The sequence below is a fragment of the Mesorhizobium sp. M0077 genome (genome assembly GCF_040322955.1).
GTDB lineage: Bacteria > Pseudomonadota > Alphaproteobacteria > Rhizobiales > Rhizobiaceae > Mesorhizobium.
Genome location: NZ_JAMYUL010000016.1, coordinates 82,604 through 101,948, shown reverse-complemented (window position 1 = coordinate 101,948; position 19,345 = coordinate 82,604). Strand labels below are relative to the sequence as shown.

Here is a 19,345-nt window from a genome sequence, read left to right as displayed (position 1 = left end):
ATAATCCGGGGAAGGAACGGCATGTGCTACCGCTTCGACGGCGAGCATGCGCAAACCGTATGCCGGAGCGCCTGCCGCAAACATCTGCGTGCCGCAGGCGCTCGCGCCTCGCTGCCGATCCCTACCGGTGACGAGCCTTGTCACCGCGGATTTTATTGCGACATCCGTCGGCGCGGCCCAAGATCAGTAGGTCAGACTTCGGTGTATATTTGACTCAGACGAAGGTCTGAGAATCGAGCTGCAAGCACGAAAGGAGAGTTTCCTCAGCGTTTGTGAGCCGCAATTTTGGGCTGTTCATTCTTGAATACCGTGACACATCATGATGTGATGGTGGCATGAATGGAGAAAGGCAGCCCCTGTTTTCATCCGTGCGTCGCCGGGCGTACTTTAGCTTGCGCGTATTCGCGGCGGTTGCGGTGGCGATGCCGGTGCTTGGTCTGCGGTTGAGCCATGTCGACGGCTACAAGATCGAATTCGCCGCTGCCAGCGCCAAGAGCGGAAACAATGGCAATGGTAACGGTGGTGGTAACGGTAGTGGTAATGGTAATGGCTCAGGCGGCAACGCCGGGAATGGCAACGCCAACGGAAAGGGAAAAAATGGTGCCGGCGACAACGCCCCCGGTAGCCAAGCTCCCAGTAGCCAAGTCAATGCCGCTGGCGACACGGTGACGGTACAGGGCGCCAAAATCCAGGTCGTGCATCGCGATGGATTCAGCGAAAGCATCGAGGCCGGCCGCTTTACTATGAAGGATCCGCTTGGAAGGACAATTGTCGAACGCGCCGTGAGGGCCTCCGACATTGCTCGTCTGAAAGGGCTGTAACTGTTGGTTCGCCAACCAGCATCCGACCTTCAGACAAGCCCCGATCTCCCTATACAAGACCCGTTTTGGGCGCGTGCATAAGAATGGCTGCTTCGGTGCGGTTTCGCACCTTTAGCTTTTGAAATATCCGAGTCATGTGGTGTTTTACCGTTTTCTCCTGCAGGTTGAGACGTTTGGCGACTTCTTTATTGCTCAGTCCTTCGCCTACCAAGGAGATTATCCCAAGCTCGCGTCCCGAGAGATTCGCAACGAGATCGGTTGTGCGCTTTTCCGGCCGGATCAGTTCATTCAAAAGCTGCGCTGACAGGGTCGGCGAAACATATTTTTTTCCTGCGGCTATATAAGTCAGCACCTCGGCCAGCGATGCCGCCCCAATCCCTTTCAGCACATATCCGCGTACGCCCAGCCTGAGCGCCGTTGCCAGATCGGCGTTCGCCTCCGAGACGGTGAGCATGACGATCTTGCAGTCAGGCTGAGTTGCAAGAATATTTTCCGCTGCCGCCAGACCCCCCCCCGGCAAACTGATGTCGAGCAGCAATATGTCGGGATTTGCCAAGGCTGCAAGCTGTTCGGCATCCGTCGCGGTTTCGCCCGCACCAACGACTTCGAAGCCGCCGATTTCGGCGAGGCTGCGAGCCACACCCTCGCGAAACAGCGGATGATCATCAACAATGGCAATCCTTATGGGAGCGGTCATTTCTGGTCCTCGATGTTGAGCGTTATGGTCAGCCGGGTCCCCCTGGGGCTCGAAAAGGTCTCGAAGTGACCTCCGATACTTTCGATACGTTCCCTCATACCGGCGAGTCCAAGTCCTTCACACGATCCCGACTGGAATCCAGGGCCGTGATCAAGCACTTGAATGAGGAGCTTGCCCTGCGTCACTCTCGCCTTGACAGCCTGCCCCTTGCCCAGACCGTGTCGCCAGGCATTGTTCAGCCCCTCCTGCGCGAAGCGAAAGATGCTTATTTTCTCGGACGTCCCCAGGTCGGGCAGGCGAGATGGCAGTGAAAGCGATACGGAAGAGGCTGTACGGCGTTCATGTTCGGCAACCGCAAGCCGCAATATCTCGGCGACTGTCGAAGCTTCGATCTGTGGCAGCACGAGGCCGGTGCAGATGGCGCGGATCTCCCGCATCGCCTCATCCAACGTATGATGGATATCGGCGATTTCGGTCTTGCGGTGGCTTGGGGATGCGGCGGGATCGAGCAGCAGAGGGCTGTCCATGCGCAGCGCAGCCAGTGCGACGAGCTGAGCTGGACCGTCATGCAAATCAGACCCGATGCGACGCAAGTAACGTTCGTTGATTGCCGTTGCGCGGCGCGACGCCTGCTGGACGCGCTCCCGCAAAGCGGAATTCTGCTCCAAAAGCAACTGAAGTTCCGCCACTTGTGTCTCAAGCGCTGAACGCTGCGTTTCGATAGTGCTGCTGCCGCGAAGCACGATTCCCGAGAGCATCGCCAAGGCGACCGCCGTCGCGCCAGCCACGAGCAGCCAGCTCGACCATAGTGCCGAGTTTAAAGTGCCCTGAAGATCGTCGGCTATCTCGTAGAACTCGGAAACGGCCACAACATCGCCCGACCACGGCTCTCGAACCGGATTGTAGATCTCGAGCAGCGAGGCGGTGGGGCTCTTCCGTTCCTTCCTTTCATTTTCGTCCAGATCATTGAATTGCGCCACCACGTTTCCGCCGAACGCATGCAGCAAGTTCGCATTTGGCTCGAAGGTCTGGCCAATAAGAGCCGCGTCTTTGGCGTACAGCACCTTGCCATCACGCCGCCAAAGCACGAACGACGCCAGTTTTTTTCCGAGAGCACCCTGGTCCAGGGTTTCATCGAGTGCCCGTTTAACGGTGTCGCTGAGCTGCTGGCTTTTGCGCATATCCGGCAGGATTGGCGCGATGACACTGTCGACGTAAAGCGCGGTCGTGCTTGCAGAGTTGCGGATCACTCCATCTCGTATTTGCGAGGTGACCCATAGGCCGACGACCAGCATCAGCGACAGCAGCCCAATGCTTCCGACTATGATGAACTGCCAAGCCAACGATAGCCTGTTCCAGTTTTGATAGAGACTATCAATGTAGCGCACGTCTCAACCGACCCCGCGAGCTTTGGCCGTGCCAAAATCCTAAGCCATCCTACTACTAGAACGGTCGATGGTGCGAGCAAGCGCTAGGTTGAATTGCCGGGGAAACCGCAATTTCAGGGCATGATCCCACCGCCACCCGCGGGGAACGGCGGTGGGATCAGCGTTACTGTATGATCTTGACGATCTTCCGCGTGCCGGGGTCGACCAGCACGGTTCGCCCGTCGACCACAACGTAGCGATACTTGACGCTCGGCACTTCATGCAGTTCCACCGTGTCGGGAATGGCGGTCCCCACGTTCAATTCGACACCTGGAATCTTCACCGACGCAAGGGGCTGCTTTTTCACGTATTCGCGCACAACCGTTTCCTGCTCCGGCGCGATGATGACGTCTTGAGCAGCAACTAGGCCCGCGCTCGCGAGCAGCAAGAATCCGGCAATTGCGGTCGACTGGTACATGGTCGTCATGATTCTCTCCTTCATGCGAGCAACGCTCATGCATCTTGCGCGAGCTCGATTCCGATACGGTGGTGTTGGTGAGGTTGATGCACACCGCAAGCCGAACGGGCTTTTCGCGGCTGCGTTCCCGTGTGGGGCTTCGGTCCGGGCGTCATCGGGCCAATGGACGATAGGGGGAGGGACCAAAGTCTGGTGCCAGGCTGTAGAGGTCCTAGAGCCTCCTCAGGGCGGAACACAGGGTTCTCGGCATCGTTGAGATCAGCACTTGTGGGAGGCATTAATGGACAACAGCGTCCATCAGGCACGATGGTTGCTCTTGCCTGTTTTCGGGGTAGCCATCCTGGTCATGACGACGGGAGTACTTCTAAGCTTGTGAGGCTGGTGTCATCGCTATGGGATGACAAGCTCAGCAGATGTTACGTTGCATTAATTGTTTGATGCAATTTGTGGGTGATTGTTGCAAAATTACTGCCTACATTCATGGTCTTCTTAGAACCCCGATTTTATTCACAATATGTGGAACAAAGTATTTTTGGCAGAGTTGGCTAAGCGAGGGACCGACTCTTTAAGGAGAAAGCAGATGAAACATGTGTTGATCACGAGCATGATTGCGCTTGGCGTCGGGTGCGGCGCCGCGATCGCCCAGACCCAGGCCGTGCAGCCGAGCGGTGGCGACAACTGCGCCGCCGGCGCGGCCGATTGCCAGAACGGCGGCAAGGCCGGCGAACAGGCGCAAGGCAAGATGAAGTCACAGACCGATCAGAATGCACAGGGCCAGGCTGGCGCCACGACCGATCAGCAGGCTCAGGGCAAAGCCAAGCTCAAGACGGGTGAACAGGCACAGGGCAAGGCCGGGACCAGTACCGAGCAGAATGCTCAGGGTCAGGCCGGCGCCACGACCGATCAGCAGGCTCAGGGCAAGGCCAAGCTCAAGACGGATGAACAGGCCCAGGGCAAGGCCGGGACCAGCACCGAGCAGAATGCTCAGGGCCAGACCGGCACCAGCACCGAGAAGCAGGCTCAGGGCAAGGCCAAGCTCAAGACGGATGAACAGGCCCAAGGCAAGGCCGGGACCAGCACCGAGCAGAACGCTCAGGGCCAGACCGGCACCAGCACCGAGAAGCAGGCTCAGGGCAAAGCCGGGACCAGCACCGAGCAGAACGCTCAGGGCCAGACCGGCACCAGCACGGATCAGCAGGCCCAAGGCAAGGCCGGGACCACCACCGAGCAGAACGCTCAGGGCAACACAAACGTTCAGACCGACCAGGGCAATACGGCCTCGATCAACAACGTGACCGTCGAGCAGAAGACGCAGGTCACGCAGATCATCCACGAGACCAGGGTTGAGCCGGTGAAGAACGTCGACTTCGACATTTCGGTCGGCATCGAGGTGCCGCGGCACAAAGTGCGCCTGCACCGTCTGCCGGCGCGCATTGTCAAGATCGTCCCGGCTTACGAATCCTATGAGTACTTCGTGCTGGCCGACGGGCGCATCGTCATCGTCGACCCGGATACGTACAAGATCGTGCTGATCCTGACGTGACACGGCAGTGCCTCTTGTTCCCGGCGCGGTGCGATTGAGGGGTATCGTATGCGCCGCGGTGGCCCGCCGACCAGAGGCGGCGGGCCACTTGCTTTGTCTTTCGCATCGCGCGTTTTTCCCGTTGACACCTTGCCTTTCACCCTCGTAGTGTCCGCCACAATGAAAAAGGCACTCATTCTCGTAGGAAAGCGCGTGGGCAAGGCGGTGTAACCGCCGGGCGAAAACCTCCCATGCGCAACACACAGGCTCCCATCGGGGGCCTTTTTTATGCCCGAAACACGACTAAACGACCAGCAATCGCCTCATGGCTAGAAGTACGGGACCAGACCGATGAGCAACGGACAGAACGAACGGCGCGAAATGCCAAACAGGGAAATGACTGGCGCCGAAATGGTGGTGCAGGCGCTGAAGGACAATGGCGTCAAGCATGTCTTCGGTTATCCCGGCGGCGCGGTGCTTCCGATCTATGACGAAATCTTCCAGCAGGACGAGGTCGAGCACATCCTCGTCCGCCACGAGCAAGGCGCAGGGCATGCGGCCGAAGGCTATGCCCGCTCGACCGGAAAGGCCGGCGTCATGCTGGTGACCTCCGGCCCGGGCGCCACCAATGCCGTGACGCCGCTGCAGGATGCGCTGATGGATTCGATCCCGCTGGTCTGCCTGACCGGGCAGGTGCCGACTTCGCTGATCGGCTCCGACGCGTTCCAGGAGTGCGACACGGTCGGCATCACGCGCCCCTGCACCAAGCACAACTGGCTGGTGAAGGACGTCAACGAATTGGCCGCCACCATCCATGAGGCCTTCCATGTCGCGACGACCGGCCGCCCCGGCCCGGTGGTGGTCGACATTCCGAAGGATGTGCAGTTCGCCAAAGGCATCTATGTGCCGCCGCAGGCGGCGCCGCGCACCAGCTATCAGCCGAAGGTCCAGGGCGACCTGGAAAAGATCAAGGCCGCCGTCGAACTGATGGCCAGCGCCAAGAAGCCGATCATCTATTCGGGCGGCGGCGTCATCAACTCCGGTTCGGAGGCCAGCCATCTGCTGCGCGAACTGGTCGACCTCACCGGCTTCCCGATCACCTCGACGCTGATGGGCCTCGGCGCCTATCCGGCATCGGGCAAGAACTGGATGGGCATGCTGGGCATGCACGGCACTTATGAAGCCAATATGGCGATGCATGATTGCGACGTGATGATCTGCATCGGCGCGCGCTTCGACGACCGCATCACCGGACGGCTGACCGCCTTCTCGCCCAACTCGAAGAAGATCCACATCGACATCGATCCATCGTCGATCAACAAGAACGTGCACACGGAAGTGCCCATCATCGGCGATGTCGGCCGGGTGCTGGAGGATATGGTGCGGCTGTGGCGGGCGAGCGCCAAGGCCGACAAGAAGGCGCTCCATCCCTGGTGGGAGCAGATAGCCAAATGGCGCGCGCGTGACTCGCTCGCCTTCAAGATGAACCACGATGTGATCATGCCGCAATATGCCATCCAGCGGCTCTACGAACTGACCAAGGACATGGACACCTACATCACCACCGAGGTCGGCCAGCACCAGATGTGGGCGGCGCAGCACTATCATTTCGAGAAGCCGAACCGCTGGATGACGTCGGGCGGGTTGGGCACGATGGGCTACGGCCTGCCGGCGGCGCTCGGCGTGCAGATCGCGCACCCTGACGCGCTGGTCATCGACATCGCAGGCGATGCCTCGGTGCAGATGACGATGCAGGAGATGAGCGCGGCGGTGCAGCACAATGCGCCGATCAAGATCTTCATCCTCAACAACCAGTATATGGGCATGGTGCGCCAGTGGCAGCAACTGCTGCACGGCAACCGTCTGTCGCATTCCTACACCGAGGCGATGCCCGACTTCGTCAAGCTGGCCGAGGCCTATGGCGGCCACGGCATTCGCTGCGAGAAACCGGACGAGCTGGACGATGCGATCAAGGAGATGATCGCGGTGAAGAAGCCGGTGCTGTTCGATTGCCGGGTGGCGACGCTCGCCAACTGCTTCCCGATGATCCCGTCGGGCAAGGCGCATAATGAAATGCTCCTGCCCGACGAGGCGACCGACGAAGCCGTGGCCAACGCCATCGACGCCAAGGGCAGGGAACTGGTCTAGGTCCAAGCCGGGGCAGGGCTGTCGCGAGAAGCCGTGCGCAAACAGAGAATTAGCTCAAAGTCTGAAATCGAGATTCATGTCATGAACGCACAGCTTCAACCGACCGGCTCCGCCTATTTCATCGCCAAGGAAACGGAGAAGCCGGAGAACCACACGCTCTCCGTGCTGGTCGACAATGAGCCCGGCGTGCTTGCCCGGGTCATCGGCCTGTTTTCCGGCCGCGGTTATAACATCGAGAGCCTCACCGTCTCCGAGACCGAACACGAGAAGCACCTGTCACGCATCACCATCGTGACGCGCGGCACGCCGCATGTGCTGGAGCAGATCAAGCACCAGCTCGAACGCATCGTGCCGGTGCATCGCGTCGTCGATCTCACCGTGCGCTCGCACGAGTTCGGCCAGGAGCGGCCGCTGGAACGCGAGTTGGCGCTGGTCAAGGTCGCCGGCACCGGCGAAGCCCGCGTCGAGGCGCTGCGTCTGGCGGACGCTTTTCGCGCTTCGGTCATCGACGCCAACACCGAGCACTTCATCTTCGAGATTACCGGCAAGGGCTCGAAACTCGACCAGTTCATCGCCATCATGAAGCCGCTCGGCCTGGTCGAGATCTGCCGCACCGGCGTGGCGGCCATGAACCGGGGCCCGCAGGGGATGTAGTCTCAGTCCAACTATTTTACCGGCTTGGGATCGACCTTGCCGCTCGCCAGATTCTTACTCTCCCTTTTGATCGGGCGCGATACCGGACAGACGTCCTGGACGAAGCCGTTCAGCGTGTTGACCAGATTGTTCTGGACCAGCGAGTAGCGGATGAATTGTCCCTGCCGCTCCCTGGCGATGAGGCCGGCCGTCTCCAGGATGCTCAGATGCTGCGAGATCGACGGCTTCGACATGTCGAAGCGCGCCGCGATCTCGCCCGCGGTCAGCGAGGAGTGGGCGAGATAGGCGAGGATCTTGCGCCGAGGCTGCGACGACAGCGCCTCGAACACGCGCTGTATGGCGCTGCTTGCCCCGATAGCCGTGTCGCCATCCGCTACATTGTCTTCGATCACCGCCTGCCTCTGTCGTTTCGCTTCCGGTATTTAGTCTATTGCCTAAATACCTAATTCGCAATAGTAGATAGTTAGCTTATTGCCTAAATAAGCGCCGGCGCGCCGGAAGGCAAGGCTCTTTGGTTCGGAAATGTTTCCTGCAGAGGAGGGGTACCGATGAAGACCATATCCACAGGCAGAATGATCTCGCAGCCCTTGAGCGATGCCGAAGATGGCGAGGTCGTCTGGATGCCGGCCAAGTCGATCTGGGTCGGTGCGATGACGCTGATTGCGTTGGTGTTTGGGCCGCTCACCTTCAGCTGGAGCGCTTTCGCCCTGTTCGTAGCGGCGACGGCGGTGACGATCTGCGCCGGACACTCGGTCGGCATGCATCGCCTGCTCATCCATCGCTCGTTCAAGATTCACATCTGGCTCGAACACGCGCTGGTCTATCTCGGCACGCTCGTCGGCATGGCCGGTCCGTTCGGCATGATCTATGCGCATGACATACGAGACTGGGCGCAGCGCCAGACGGCTTGTCACGACCTGCACGCCCACCGCCGGCCTTTCTTCACCGACGCTTTCTGGCAAATGCATTGCGCCGTGGCGTTGCGCAATCCGCCTGACTTCGTCATCGAGCCGTCGATCAGAAACGACCGCTTCTACAAATTCGTCGAGCGGACCTGGATGCTGCAGCAACTGCCGTAGGCGATCCTTTTCTTTCTGCTCGGCGGGTTGAGCTGAGTGGTCTGGGGCATTGCCGTGCGGATCTCGGTGTCGCTGACCGGGCATTGGCTGGTCGGGCATTTCGCACATCGCAGCGGGCAGCAGGGCTGGCGCGTCGATGGCGTTGCCGTGCAGGGCTACAACCTGCCGCGTTTCGGCCTAGTGACCTTTGGCGAGAGTTTCCACGGCAATCACCATGCGTTTCCCGAATCCGCAAAGCTCGGCCTGGAACGCGGGCAGATCGATCTCGGCTGGGTCTTCATCCGCATCCTGGCTGCCCTCGGCCTCGCGGATGGCGTGAAGCTTCCCGGGAACACGCCGAGGCGCAAAGGCCTGCGGCGTGTGGCTGGCCGTCAAGAGGCGGCCGCCGCTCCCAGCCTGTTGTCGGCGCGGCCCCACGGCAGGTAGACTGTGCCGGCGTGGCTGGCTCGGAGACGGATCACGGCGGAGCGCTTTGGACCAATCGAATGAAGTTGCTTCCAACGCCCTGTCGATTTAAGTCAGCATTGCTGACCTTTGTGAGCCGTCATGACCCTCGACGCTTTCCTTGCCCTTTTGGTCTACGCCTTCGTGACCTCGATCACGCCGGGGCCGAACAACCTCATGCTCTTGGCGTCGGGCGTGAATTTCGGCCTCGTCAGAACCATTCCGCATATGCTGGGCATCAGCATGGGTTTCCTGGTGCTGTTGCTTGCCGTCGGCTTTGGCCTGGGCGCGGTGCTGACGGCGTTTCCGGCCCTGCACACCGGATTGAAGATCGCCGGCGCTGCCTATCTGCTCTATCTCGCCTGGAAGATCGCCATGTCGCGCTCGCTGTCCAGCAAGGGTGAGACGGAGGCACGGCCGATGCGCTTCATCGAGGCAGCCGCATTCCAGTGGGTCAATGCGAAAGCCTGGGTGATGGCGATCACCGCCATGGCCGTCTACTCCAATCCGGACCACCCGTTCCTGTCGGTGGCGCTGATCGCGATCGCCTTCACCGTCGTCAACCTGCCGAGCGTCTCGGTGTGGGCCGGCTTCGGCACAGCGCTGCGCGGATTCCTGTCGGATCCGGTGCGGCTGAAATGGTTCAACATCGCCATGGGCGTGCTCTTGGCGGCGACGCTCTGGCCGATGCTGAAATAGACGCATCCGGCCTGAAATCTCAACCGCATCCTGGCTGGTTTTCCGACTGCTGAGCCGGCTGCATAGTCATTGTGCAGTGCACATTAAATCTTCGTAATGCCGTGTTTTGGCCCTTTTCCGACAAATGTGCGTCCTATCTACTTCGGCGAGATCGCGGCAAGGCGCCGTGATTGGGTAGAATGAGACCACCGGGTTCGGCGTGTCGGATCATAGGGCTTTTAGTCGATGCGCGGAAAAGTCGTTCTGGCGGTGGTGGTGGCGGCCTGTGTCGCCGCGGCATGGGTCTATTTTTCGCCGGCGGCGATGAGCAGTATGCAGCAGATGCTGCCGGGCGCCAGTCAGACGGCAGCAGCGGACAAGCCGGCTGGATCGGACAAGGCTTCGGCCGACAAGACAGGGGGCAAATCCGGCGCCGGCGGTAATGCCGCCCGTTCAGCCTCGATCGTCTCGGCCACCGCGACAATGGCCGATTTTCCGATCCGCCGTTACGCCATCGGCTTCGTGTCTTCGCCGGCCGTGGTCAACATCAATGCGCGGGTGTCCAGCCAGATCGTGTCGATCGCCGTAAAGGACGGCCAGATGGTAAAGGCCGGCGACCTGCTGTTCACGCTCGACGACCGGGCGCTCAAGGCGCAGCTTGCCAAGGATCAGGCGACGCTCGCCAAGGACCAGGCGCTGCTAACCAGTTCGGGCTCCGACCTTCAGCGCGCCAAGGATCTCGTCGCCAAGCAGGCCGGCACGCAGCAGACTTACGATCAGGCGGTGGCGGCGCAAAAGGCTGCGGCGGCGACCGTCGATGCCGACAAGGCGACGATCGACGCCGACAATGTCCAGCTCGGCTTCGCCAGCATCAAGGCGCCGATTGCCGGCCGGCTGGGCGCGGTCAACGTCTCGGTCGGTGACCTGGTTACCTTGAGCAACGGCAACTCGAGCACGGCGACGCCGCTGGTGACGATCACCGAGATGGATCCGCTGCAAGTCAACTTCAACCTGCCGGAGAGCAACCTGGCGCTGCTGCACAAGGCGCTGGCCAACCCGCAGCAAGGCGCGGTGACGCTGACCAAGGATGGCGATCCAACGCCGATCGGCAAGGGCACCCTCGACTTCGTCGATTCCAGCGTCGACACCGCGTCCGGCACCATCGCGACACGGGCAAGCATACCCAACGCCGATCTTTCACTGTGGCCCGGACAGTATGTGAATGTCGTGCTCGACGCCGGCATCATGCCGCAGATGACGTCCGTCCCGACCGTTGCCGTGCAGCCCAGCCAGAAGGGTCCGTTCGTCTATGTCGTCAAGCCCGACAACACGGTCGAGATGCGCCCCGTTCAGGTGGCGCTGACCGAAGGCGAAAACAGCGCCATCAGCGAGGGCGTCAAGTCGGGCGAGCAGGTTGTCGTCGAGGGCCAAACCAGGCTGAAGGACGGCGCCAGCGTGCATGAAGGCAAGGCAACTGCAGGCGGTCGGGCAGCGCCTAAGGTGGCGGAAGCCGACAAAGCCGGCGGAGCTGCCCAATGATCTCCGAATTTTGCATAAGAAGGCCTGTCGCGACGCTGCTGATGTCGTTCGCCCTCGTGCTGGGCGGGCTGTTTGCCTATAAATTCCTGCCGGTTGCGGCGCTGCCGAGCGCCGAATTCCCGGTCGTCAACGTCTCGGCCAACCTGGCCGGCGCTTCGCCTGAAACCATGGCGACATCGGTGGCGACGCCGCTGATCAAGCAGTTCGCCACCATTGCCGGCATCGATTCGATCTCGACCAGCAATTCGCTGGGACGCACCTCGATCGCCATCCAGTTCGTGCTCAACCGGGATATCGACGCGGCGGCCGCCGACGTGCAGGCGGCGATCGCGCGCACGCAGCGGCAGTTGCCGCCGGAGATGACGTCGCCGCCGAGTTATCGCAAGGTCAATCCGGCCGACGCGCCGATCCTTTTGATGTCGCTGGTCAGCGACACGGTTCCGCTCACCGACCTCGACGCCTTCGCCGAAAACGTCATCTCGCCCTCGCTGTCGACCATCGACGGCGTTGCGCAGGTGTCGATCTTCGGCCAGCAGAAATATGCGGTGCGCGTGCAGATCGACCCGACGGCGCTGGCGGCGCGCGGCATTTCGATCGACCAGCTGCAGACGGCAATCGCGTCGGCCAACTCCAACACGCCGCTCGGCGTCTTGCAGAACGACAAGCAGCAGCTGACCATCACGGCCAATACGCAGCTCACCGATGCCGCCGGGTTCTCCAACCTCATCATCGCCACCAAGAACGGCCATCCGGTGCGGCTGGGCGAGGTGACGCGCGTCATCGACTCGGTCGAGACCACGACGACTGCAAGCTGGTATGACGGCACGCGCGCCATCATCCTGGCGGTGCAGCGCCAGCCCGACGCCAACACGGTCGACGTCGTCGACAAGGTCAAGGCGATGCTGCCGTCGTTCAAGGACCAAATGCCGGCCGCCGCCGACATCAAGCTGCTCAACGACCGTTCGACCTCGATCCGCCAGGCCGTCGACGACGTCCAGTTCACGCTGCTTCTGACCATCGCTTTGGTGGTGATGGTGATCTTCGTCTTCCTGCGCCGGGTGACTGCAACCATCATTCCGGCCGTGGCGGTGCCGATCTCGTTGATCGCGACGCTCGGCGCCATGTTCCTGTTCGGCTTCTCCATCGACAACATCTCGCTGATGGGACTGACGCTCGCAGTCGGCCTCGTCGTCGACGACGCCATCGTCATGCTGGAAAACATCTTTCGCCACATGGAGGAGGACGGTCTCTCGGCCTTCGATGCCTCGCTGAAGGGCGCGCGCGAAATCGGCTTCACCATCATCTCGATCTCGATCTCGCTGGTGGCGGTGTTCATCCCCGTGCTTCTAATGGGCGGCGTCATCGGCCGCATCTTCAACGAATTCGCCGTCGTGGTGACGGTCGCGATCCTTGCCTCGATGTTCGTCTCGCTGACGCTGACGCCGATGCTGTGCTCAAGGCTGCTGTCGGTGACCAAGGCCGATCGCGACAAGCACGCCCCCGGCCACAAGCAGGACTTCGTCACCCGCGGCTATGATCGGCTTCTGACATTCTGCCTGCGCCACACTTTCCTGGTGTTCCTCGTTTTTGTCGGCACGGCGGCAGGGTCGGTGTGGCTGATCGAAGTCTCGCCGAAAGGCTTTTTCCCGCAAGAGGATATCGGCCAGATCTCGGTGACGACGATCGCCAGGCAGGACATCTCCTACGACGCCATGGTCAAGCTGCAGAACCAGGCGGCAAGTGTCTTCTCGCGTTCGCCCTATGTCTCGCATGTGGCCTGGTCAGCCGGCGGCGGCAACAATGCGCTGAACCAGGGCCAGCTCTATGTGCAGCTGAAGGACAAGAGCCAGCGCCCCGACATCGATAAGGTACTGTCGGATCTGCGGCGGCAGCTGGCCGTCGTGCCGGGGATCGATGCCTATATGCAGCCGGTGCAGAACCTGCGACTTGGCGCGCGTTCTTCCGCCAGCGCCTACCAGCTCGTCGTTCAGGGCCTCGATACCGGCCTGACCGACACATGGGCGCAAAAGCTCGACGATGCGATGGCGGCCGATCATGCGAATTTCACCGACGTCACCAGCGATTTGCAGAACAATTCATTGCAGGCGACGCTGGTGGTCGATCGCGACAAGGCGGCCTCGCTCGGCATCGACACCGACACGCTGCGCTCCAGTCTCTATGGCGGCTTCGGCACGGAGCAGGTCTCGACGATCTTCGGCTCGGCCGACAGCTACGAAGTCATCATGGAGCTCGATCCCAACATCGAATGGTCGCCCGAGCGCATGCTGGCCATCCAGGTCAGGACGGCAAGCGGCAGCCTGGTGCCGCTCGGCGCCTTTGCCCGCGTCGACCGCACCGCCGGCGCGCTGACGGTCAACCAGCTCGGCCAGCTGCCCGCGGTGACCATCTCCTACAACCTGCCGCAAGGCGTGGCGCTGGGCGACAGCACGGCCCGCATCGCCGCGCTGAAGGAGCAGATCGGCATGCCGCCGGCGATTTCGACCAGCTTTGCCGGCACCGCCAAGACCTTCCAGGATTCGCTGGCCAATCAGGGCCTGCTGATCGGCGGCGCCGTTCTGACCATCTATATCGTACTCGGCATCCTCTATGAGAGCTTTATCCATCCGCTGACCATTCTGACCGGCCTGCCTTCGGCGGTGCTGGGCGCGGTGGTCGCGCTGCGCTTTGCCGGCATGGACCTGTCGGTGATCGCGGTGATCGGCATCCTGATGCTGATCGGCATCGTCAAGAAGAACGGCATCATGATGGTCGACGTCGCGCTGGAGCTGCGACGAGAAGGCATGTCGGCCAAGGAATCCATACACAAGGCGTGCCTGATGCGTTTCAGGCCGATCATGATGACGACGTTGGCGGCGCTGATGGGCACGTTCCCGATCGCGCTCGGCACCGGCGCCAGTGCTGAGCTGCGCCAGCCGCTCGGTGTCGCGGTGGTTGGCGGTCTCCTGGCGTCGCAGGCGCTGACGCTGTTCGTCACCCCTGTCATCTATGTCTATTTCGAGAATTTCTCCGGCTGGCTGGTGAGCTTCTTCTCTTGGAAAAAGAACAGGCCGGAGCTGCATGCGGTCGAGAGCGGCGAGCAGGCCTCGCTGTTCGCTCCCGAGGATCGGCTCGAGCCGCAAAGGGCCGCCGCCGAATAGGCGATAGCCCGTGGCCCAAGCTGTCATGCTTGCGGCCGCGTGCCGCCGATCCTAATCTGAGGGTCATGTCCCATGATCATGACCACGACAATGAGCTCGACCCATTTGCGGCGCGCGTGCGCGCGCTGGAGACCATCCTCACCGAAAAAGGCCTGATCGATCCGGCGGCGATCGACGTCATCGTCGACACCTACGAGACCAAGATCGGGCCGCGCAACGGCGCCAGGGCGGTGGCGAAAGCCTGGAGCGATCCGGCCTTTGCCGAGTGGCTGAAGCGCGACGCGACTGCGGCGATCACCTCGCTGGGCTACACCGGCCGCCAGGGCGAGCACATGCAGGCGGTGTTCAACACGGACGAGACGCACAACCTCGTCGTCTGCACGCTGTGCTCCTGCTATCCGTGGTCGGTGCTCGGCCTGCCGCCGGTCTGGTACAAGGCGCCGCCCTATCGCTCGCGCGCCGTGATCGATCCGCGCGGCGTGCTGGAGGAGTTCGGGCTGACCTTGCCGGCGGAGAAAAACATCCGCGTCTGGGATTCGACTGCCGAACTGCGCTATCTCGTGGTGCCGATGCGGCCTGACGGTACCGAAGGCTGGAGTGAGGACCAACTCGCCGAACTGGTCAGCCGCGATGCGATGATCGGCACGGCGGTGGCCAAAGAACCCGGGACAAAGAAGGTACCGGCATGAACGGGCCGCAGGATCTCGGTGGGCAGATGGGTTTCGGGCCGGTCGCGCCCGAAAAGGACGAACCGTATTTTCATGCGGATTGGGAGAGGCGGGCGCTCGGCGTGACGCTGACTGCCGGCGCCATGGGCGCGTGGAACATCGACGAGAGCCGGCACGCCAGGGAATCGCTGCATCCGGCCGTCTATTATTCCTCAAGCTACTACCAGATATGGATCAAAGCGCTCGAGGTGCTGCTGAAGCGCCATGGCTTCGTCAGCGAGCGCGATCTGACGGAAGGTCGGGCGGTCGATCCGGCGGCGACGCCCAAAAGGGTGTTGAAGGCCGAAAACGTTCCGGCGGTGCTGGCCAAGGGCAGTCCCTGCGACCGGCCGGTCGAGACGGCGCCGCGCTTCAAGGCCGGCGACCCGGTGCGGACAAGGAATTTCAATCCCACCGCCCACACGAGGCTGCCGCGTTATGCGCGCGGCAAGCACGGAGTTGTCGAGGCCGTGCGTGACGGTTTTGTGTTCCCCGACAGCAACGCGCATGGCAACGGTGAAAACCCGCAATGGGTCTATACCGTGGTCTTCGATGGCTCGGAAATCTGGGGCGAGGGCGCCGACCCGACGCTGACCGTCTCGATCGATGCCTGGGAGAGCTATCTTGAGCCGGCCTGAAGGTGCACTGCCGGCGGGTCTGGACGAACCGGTATTCGCCGAACCCTGGCAGGCCGAAGCCTTCGCCATGACGGTGGCGCTGCACGACAAGGGCCTGTTTTCCTGGGCCGAATGGGCCGATGCGCTGTCGGCGCAAGTGAACAAGCCGGGCGCCGCAAGCGATGGCCACGATTATTACGAGCATTGGCTGGCTGCGCTGGAGACGCTGCTGGCGGCCAAGGGCGTCGCGGGAAAAAGTGACGTCGACACGCTCGCCGCCGCCTGGGAACGCGCCGCGCATGCAACCCCGCACGGCAAGCCGATTTTGTTGGAGAACGATCCCGGGCCGACCAGAGGTAGCGGCGGCGGCGCGAACATATAGTCCGCCTGTGGTTGGTGTTTGAAATTTGGCGGCCGATGCAACTAATTTTCGACGACCATGCGTTCGTCGTCCCCATAGACAAACGCCTCAACGACGGCGAAGCGGCCACGGTTTTTGGAAATGGCGACGAAGTCGTTGTCACCCAAGTGGAGGATCACTTGCTCGTCGCTGATGGTAACACGTCTATGGTTCTGGCATTTTCGTCACTCAGACAGGCCGTGACCTCGGTATATATCGCGAACCCTGCGTCATCCGACAAGGAGACAACGATGCCATAACCAGGTTCGCCGATTTCGATCTTCTTTATCGACTTTCCGATCAGCCTGTCTGCGAACGACCTCATCAATATCCTCGCTTATAGGTGTCTGCGCCGATCTGCATCTCGATCATGTCCGTGATAGTGGCATTGCCCGATCTAGGTTCAAATGCCTGAATTCAAATCGTTCGTTATCCGCTTGCATGTTCACTTTACGTTCGCATTTGCGCCTGCTAGTTTGTCCCGTTGAAGGTGAGGCAATCCCATCGTTTTAAGCGGTGTTAGCACCAAGCTTGTCTTTCTCTCGCGAATCCGGTCTGTCGAACCGATGGAATTCTCCCCCCAACAGGACGAGGCTCTGAAAGCGGTGGCGCGCTGGCTGAAAGAGGGCCGGCCGCAGGTCTTCCGGCTGTTCGGCTATGCCGGCACCGGCAAGACCACGCTGGCGCGCTATTTTGCCGAGCATGTCGACGGGCAGGTGCAGTTCGCCGCCTTCACCGGCAAGGCGGCGCAGGTGCTGCGTTCCAAGGGCGCGGTCAATGCTCGCACCATCCATTCGTTGATCTACCGGCCGAAGGGCGAGGAATCGGTGTCGGACGAGGTGACGGGCAAGACCTCGATGTCGCCGACCTTCTCGCTCAACCGGCAAAGCCCTATTTCACGGGCGAAGCTGGTGGTCATCGACGAATGCTCGATGGTCGACGAGCAGCTTGGCCGCGACCTTCTGAGTTTTGGCACGCCGATCCTGGTGCTTGGCGATCCGGCGCAGCTGCCGCCGATCTCGGGCGGCGGCTTTTTCACCGAGCATGAGCCGGATGTGCTCTTGACCGAAATCCACCGCCAGGCGCGCGACAATCCGATTATCCAGCTGGCGCTCGACGTGCGCGAGGGCCGCGAGTTCATGCGCGGCGACTACGGCACCGCGCAGGTCATCGGCAAGGAGGACGTCACCCAGGAGCTGGTGCTGAAGGCGGACCAGGTGTTGGTCGGCACCAACCGCACACGCCGCCGCTACAATCAGCGCCTGCGCGAGCTGAAGGGTTTCAATGCCGATTATCCGCAGGCCGGCGACAAGCTGGTCTGCCTGCGCAACGACCCCGCCAAGGGCCTGCTCAACGGTTCGCTGTGGAAGGTGATGACCTCGTCGCGCGAGACGGTGAAGCCGGGCATCAACCTTCTGGTCTCGCCCGAGGAGGACGATCCCGACCGCGGCGTCGCCAAGATCAAGCTGCTCAAGTCGGCTTTCGAGGATCCGGACGCCGATATCCCCTGGCAGCAGAAGAAGCGCTTTGACGATTTCGACTATGGCTACGCGCTGACCGTGCACAAGGCGCAGGGTTCGCAGTGGAACGACGTCGTGCTGTTCGACGAGAGCTGGGCGTTCAAGGAAACCCGCCAGCGCTGGCTTTATACCGCCATCACGCGGGCGGCAGAGCGGCTGACGATTGTTAGATAACTGGCGTTGGATAGCTGGCGTTAGATAGCCGGCGTCAGGTAGCAGCCGGCGCAGCAGGGCTGAGTGGCGTCGCACCCAGCCATTGCCAGGCATCCGCTTCGTCCTCGGCCGCGAAGTGCCTGAACTCGATGGGTGGCGAAGCCGGAAGGAAGTTCCGCGCATCCGCTATCCAGTCCGGCTCACCGATCGTCGCGCACCGGGCGATATGCTCTAGCGCATGAACCGTACCTTGTTTCAGCGTCTCGTCGTCCATATCGATCCAGTCGACGCCCTCATGGTCGACCAGCCGCACCAAGACGTCGATCCTCGGGTGCAGCGCGTAGGCAGCCTCCAGCAATCCGAACAGATTTTCGCCGTCGGCGGCCGATACATGGCCGACGACGTCGATGGCGAAAAGGTCCTCACGGTCGGTTTCGAGGCGGCGGATCGCGGGCACGGATTGGAGAAAATTCATTGGCTGGGTTCCCCCTTGCGAGCAGATGTCATCACTGGAACACCCGAAAGCCCCTGTCTGTTCCCATCAAAGGCAGTATAGATGCGCTGCACAAACAGCCGGACCTCACGCCATGCCCGCGAAACTCTCGGTCAATCTCAACGCCATCGCCATGCTGCGCAACCGCCGCGACCTGCCGTGGCCGAGCGTCACCGGGCTCGGCCGCCTGGCGCTGGCGGCCGGCGCGCACGGGCTGACGGTTCATCCGCGGCCCGACGAGCGCCACACCAGGCATTCCGACCTGCCGGAGATCCGGGCGCTGATCGACGACGAGTTTCCCAAGGCGGAATTCAACATCGAGGGCTACCCGACCGAGGATTTTCTGGCGCTTGTGGAAAGGCACCAGCCGGAGCAGGTGACGCTGGTGCCCGACGATCCGGCGCAGGCGACATCGGACCATGGCTGGAACTTTGCCGCCGAGGCGGCGTTCCTTATCCCGATCGTCAAGCGTCTGAAAAAAGGGGGCTTCCGCGTGTCGCTGTTTTCCGATCCGGATCCCACCGGCGTCAATGCCGCGCGCGACACCGGCGCCGACCGCATCGAGCTCTATACCGGGCCCTACGGCAGCTACCATTCCGATTCCGCCAAGGCGCGGAAGGAGCTGGAAAGATTGGGAAAAACCGCGGATGCCGCACTCGCCGCCGGGCTCCAGGTCAATGCCGGGCACGATCTGGTGGTGAACAACCTTCCGGCATTGGCAAAGCGCATTCCGGCATTGGCCGAAGTGTCTATCGGACACGGGTTGACAGCCGATGCGTTGGAGTATGGCATGGCCGGCACGGTGGGGCGGTTTCTGAAGGCTTGCGGTTGGTAGCGGTGGAAGGCTCGTGTCGAAGGTGATATCGCATG

The 19,345-nt window shown here is 61.7% G+C and carries 17 protein-coding genes and 1 pseudogene; 13 read left to right on the top strand and 5 right to left on the bottom strand.

The features are described 5' to 3' along the window. Window positions 1-392 precede the first annotated feature (392 nt). The gene (locus NKJ57_RS25760; protein ID WP_023750905.1) at window positions 393-821 is read left to right on the top strand and encodes a hypothetical protein; all 429 of its coding nucleotides are present in this window, start codon (window positions 393-395) and stop codon (window positions 819-821) included. A gap of 49 nt (window positions 822-870) precedes the next feature. On the opposite strand, the gene NKJ57_RS25755 is transcribed toward NKJ57_RS25760, so the two are convergent. The 3 genes from NKJ57_RS25755 to NKJ57_RS25745 form a co-directional block, all read right to left on the bottom strand. Continuing rightward, window positions 871-1,518: a LuxR C-terminal-related transcriptional regulator gene (locus NKJ57_RS25755; protein WP_023668347.1), complete on the bottom strand. Its 648-nt coding sequence runs from the start codon at window positions 1,516-1,518 to the stop codon at window positions 871-873. Beyond that, window positions 1,515-2,906 (bottom strand): sensor histidine kinase, encoded by a 1,392-nt coding sequence (locus tag NKJ57_RS25750; protein WP_023690914.1) that lies wholly within the window; start codon window positions 2,904-2,906, stop codon window positions 1,515-1,517. Before NKJ57_RS25750 ends, NKJ57_RS25755 begins: the two co-directional genes overlap by 4 nt. Window positions 2,907-3,069: 163 nt before the next feature. Beyond that, a complete protein-coding gene (locus tag NKJ57_RS25745) occupies window positions 3,070-3,372 on the bottom strand; it encodes a DUF1236 domain-containing protein (RefSeq protein WP_352513029.1) in 303 nt (100 codons plus the stop codon). A gap of 571 nt (window positions 3,373-3,943) precedes the next feature. Between NKJ57_RS25745 and NKJ57_RS25740 the strand changes: the two genes are divergently transcribed. From NKJ57_RS25740 to ilvN, 3 genes are all read left to right on the top strand, one after another. Then, window positions 3,944-4,906 (top strand): DUF1236 domain-containing protein, encoded by a 963-nt coding sequence (locus NKJ57_RS25740; protein WP_352513030.1) that lies wholly within the window; start codon window positions 3,944-3,946, stop codon window positions 4,904-4,906. 330 nt (window positions 4,907-5,236) lie between these two features. Next, window positions 5,237-7,033: an acetolactate synthase 3 large subunit gene (locus NKJ57_RS25735; RefSeq protein ID WP_023817979.1), complete on the top strand. Its 1,797-nt coding sequence runs from the start codon at window positions 5,237-5,239 to the stop codon at window positions 7,031-7,033. 81 nt (window positions 7,034-7,114) lie between these two features. Further along, window positions 7,115-7,687, top strand: a complete 573-nt coding sequence (gene ilvN, locus NKJ57_RS25730; protein WP_023668352.1) for an acetolactate synthase small subunit — start codon at window positions 7,115-7,117, stop codon at window positions 7,685-7,687. A gap of 11 nt (window positions 7,688-7,698) precedes the next feature. Here ilvN and NKJ57_RS25725 read toward each other — a convergent pair whose 3' ends face one another. Beyond that, the gene (locus tag NKJ57_RS25725) at window positions 7,699-8,079 is read right to left on the bottom strand and encodes a metalloregulator ArsR/SmtB family transcription factor (protein ID WP_352513031.1); all 381 of its coding nucleotides are present in this window, start codon (window positions 8,077-8,079) and stop codon (window positions 7,699-7,701) included. A gap of 156 nt (window positions 8,080-8,235) precedes the next feature. On the opposite strand from NKJ57_RS25725, the pseudogene NKJ57_RS25720 reads away from it, so the two are divergent. From NKJ57_RS25720 to NKJ57_RS25685, 8 genes and pseudogenes are all read left to right on the top strand, one after another. Further along, a pseudogene (locus NKJ57_RS25720) lies at window positions 8,236-9,192 on the top strand (acyl-CoA desaturase). A gap of 120 nt (window positions 9,193-9,312) precedes the next feature. Next, window positions 9,313-9,909 (top strand): LysE family translocator, encoded by a 597-nt coding sequence (locus NKJ57_RS25715; RefSeq protein ID WP_023682076.1) that lies wholly within the window; start codon window positions 9,313-9,315, stop codon window positions 9,907-9,909. Between the two features lie 225 nt (window positions 9,910-10,134). Then, window positions 10,135-11,427, top strand: coding sequence for an efflux RND transporter periplasmic adaptor subunit (locus NKJ57_RS25710; RefSeq protein ID WP_352513032.1), 1,293 nt, complete (start codon window positions 10,135-10,137; stop codon window positions 11,425-11,427). Continuing rightward, a complete protein-coding gene (locus NKJ57_RS25705) occupies window positions 11,424-14,585 on the top strand; it encodes an efflux RND transporter permease subunit (protein ID WP_352513033.1) in 3,162 nt (1,053 codons plus the stop codon). Before NKJ57_RS25710 ends, NKJ57_RS25705 begins: the two co-directional genes overlap by 4 nt. A 65-nt stretch (window positions 14,586-14,650) precedes the next feature. Next, window positions 14,651-15,274 (top strand): nitrile hydratase subunit alpha, encoded by a 624-nt coding sequence (nthA, locus tag NKJ57_RS25700; protein ID WP_023690920.1) that lies wholly within the window; start codon window positions 14,651-14,653, stop codon window positions 15,272-15,274. Next, a complete protein-coding gene (gene nthB, locus NKJ57_RS25695) occupies window positions 15,271-15,930 on the top strand; it encodes a nitrile hydratase subunit beta (RefSeq protein ID WP_023690921.1) in 660 nt (219 codons plus the stop codon). Before nthA ends, nthB begins: the two co-directional genes overlap by 4 nt. Beyond that, entirely contained in the window at window positions 15,917-16,291 is a 375-nt protein-coding gene (locus NKJ57_RS25690) for a nitrile hydratase accessory protein (protein WP_023690922.1), read from the top strand. Before nthB ends, NKJ57_RS25690 begins: the two co-directional genes overlap by 14 nt. 584 nt (window positions 16,292-16,875) lie before the next feature. Continuing rightward, on the top strand, window positions 16,876-18,003 hold the full coding sequence (locus NKJ57_RS25685) for an ATP-dependent DNA helicase (protein ID WP_023668361.1): 1,128 nt from the start codon (window positions 16,876-16,878) through the stop codon (window positions 18,001-18,003). Between the two features lie 34 nt (window positions 18,004-18,037). Here NKJ57_RS25685 and NKJ57_RS25680 read toward each other — a convergent pair whose 3' ends face one another. Beyond that, complete coding sequence (locus NKJ57_RS25680) at window positions 18,038-18,457, bottom strand: SpoIIAA family protein (RefSeq protein ID WP_023682069.1); 420 nt, start codon at window positions 18,455-18,457, stop codon at window positions 18,038-18,040. Between the two features lie 112 nt (window positions 18,458-18,569). Here NKJ57_RS25680 and NKJ57_RS25675 point away from each other — a divergent pair, with 112 nt between their 5' ends. Then, a complete protein-coding gene (locus NKJ57_RS25675; protein ID WP_023690926.1) occupies window positions 18,570-19,310 on the top strand; it encodes a pyridoxine 5'-phosphate synthase in 741 nt (246 codons plus the stop codon). Window positions 19,311-19,345 lie beyond the last annotated feature (35 nt).

Coding starts and splice junctions, on each gene's coding strand:
- NKJ57_RS25740 (WP_352513030.1), top strand. CDS start 3,944: ATGAAACATGTGTTGATCACGAGCATGATTGCGCTTGGCGTCGGGTGC.
- NKJ57_RS25755 (WP_023668347.1), bottom strand. CDS start 1,518: ATGACCGCTCCCATAAGGATTGCCATTGTTGATGATCATCCGCTGTTT.
- NKJ57_RS25745 (WP_352513029.1), bottom strand. CDS start 3,372: ATGACGACCATGTACCAGTCGACCGCAATTGCCGGATTCTTGCTGCTC.
- NKJ57_RS25735 (WP_023817979.1), top strand. CDS start 5,237: ATGAGCAACGGACAGAACGAACGGCGCGAAATGCCAAACAGGGAAATG.
- NKJ57_RS25710 (WP_352513032.1), top strand. CDS start 10,135: ATGCGCGGAAAAGTCGTTCTGGCGGTGGTGGTGGCGGCCTGTGTCGCC.
- nthB (WP_023690921.1), top strand. CDS start 15,271: ATGAACGGGCCGCAGGATCTCGGTGGGCAGATGGGTTTCGGGCCGGTC.
- nthA (WP_023690920.1), top strand. CDS start 14,651: ATGTCCCATGATCATGACCACGACAATGAGCTCGACCCATTTGCGGCG.
- ilvN (WP_023668352.1), top strand. CDS start 7,115: ATGAACGCACAGCTTCAACCGACCGGCTCCGCCTATTTCATCGCCAAG.
- NKJ57_RS25685 (WP_023668361.1), top strand. CDS start 16,876: ATGGAATTCTCCCCCCAACAGGACGAGGCTCTGAAAGCGGTGGCGCGC.
- NKJ57_RS25715 (WP_023682076.1), top strand. CDS start 9,313: ATGACCCTCGACGCTTTCCTTGCCCTTTTGGTCTACGCCTTCGTGACC.
- NKJ57_RS25705 (WP_352513033.1), top strand. CDS start 11,424: ATGATCTCCGAATTTTGCATAAGAAGGCCTGTCGCGACGCTGCTGATG.
- NKJ57_RS25680 (WP_023682069.1), bottom strand. CDS start 18,457: ATGAATTTTCTCCAATCCGTGCCCGCGATCCGCCGCCTCGAAACCGAC.
- NKJ57_RS25675 (WP_023690926.1), top strand. CDS start 18,570: ATGCCCGCGAAACTCTCGGTCAATCTCAACGCCATCGCCATGCTGCGC.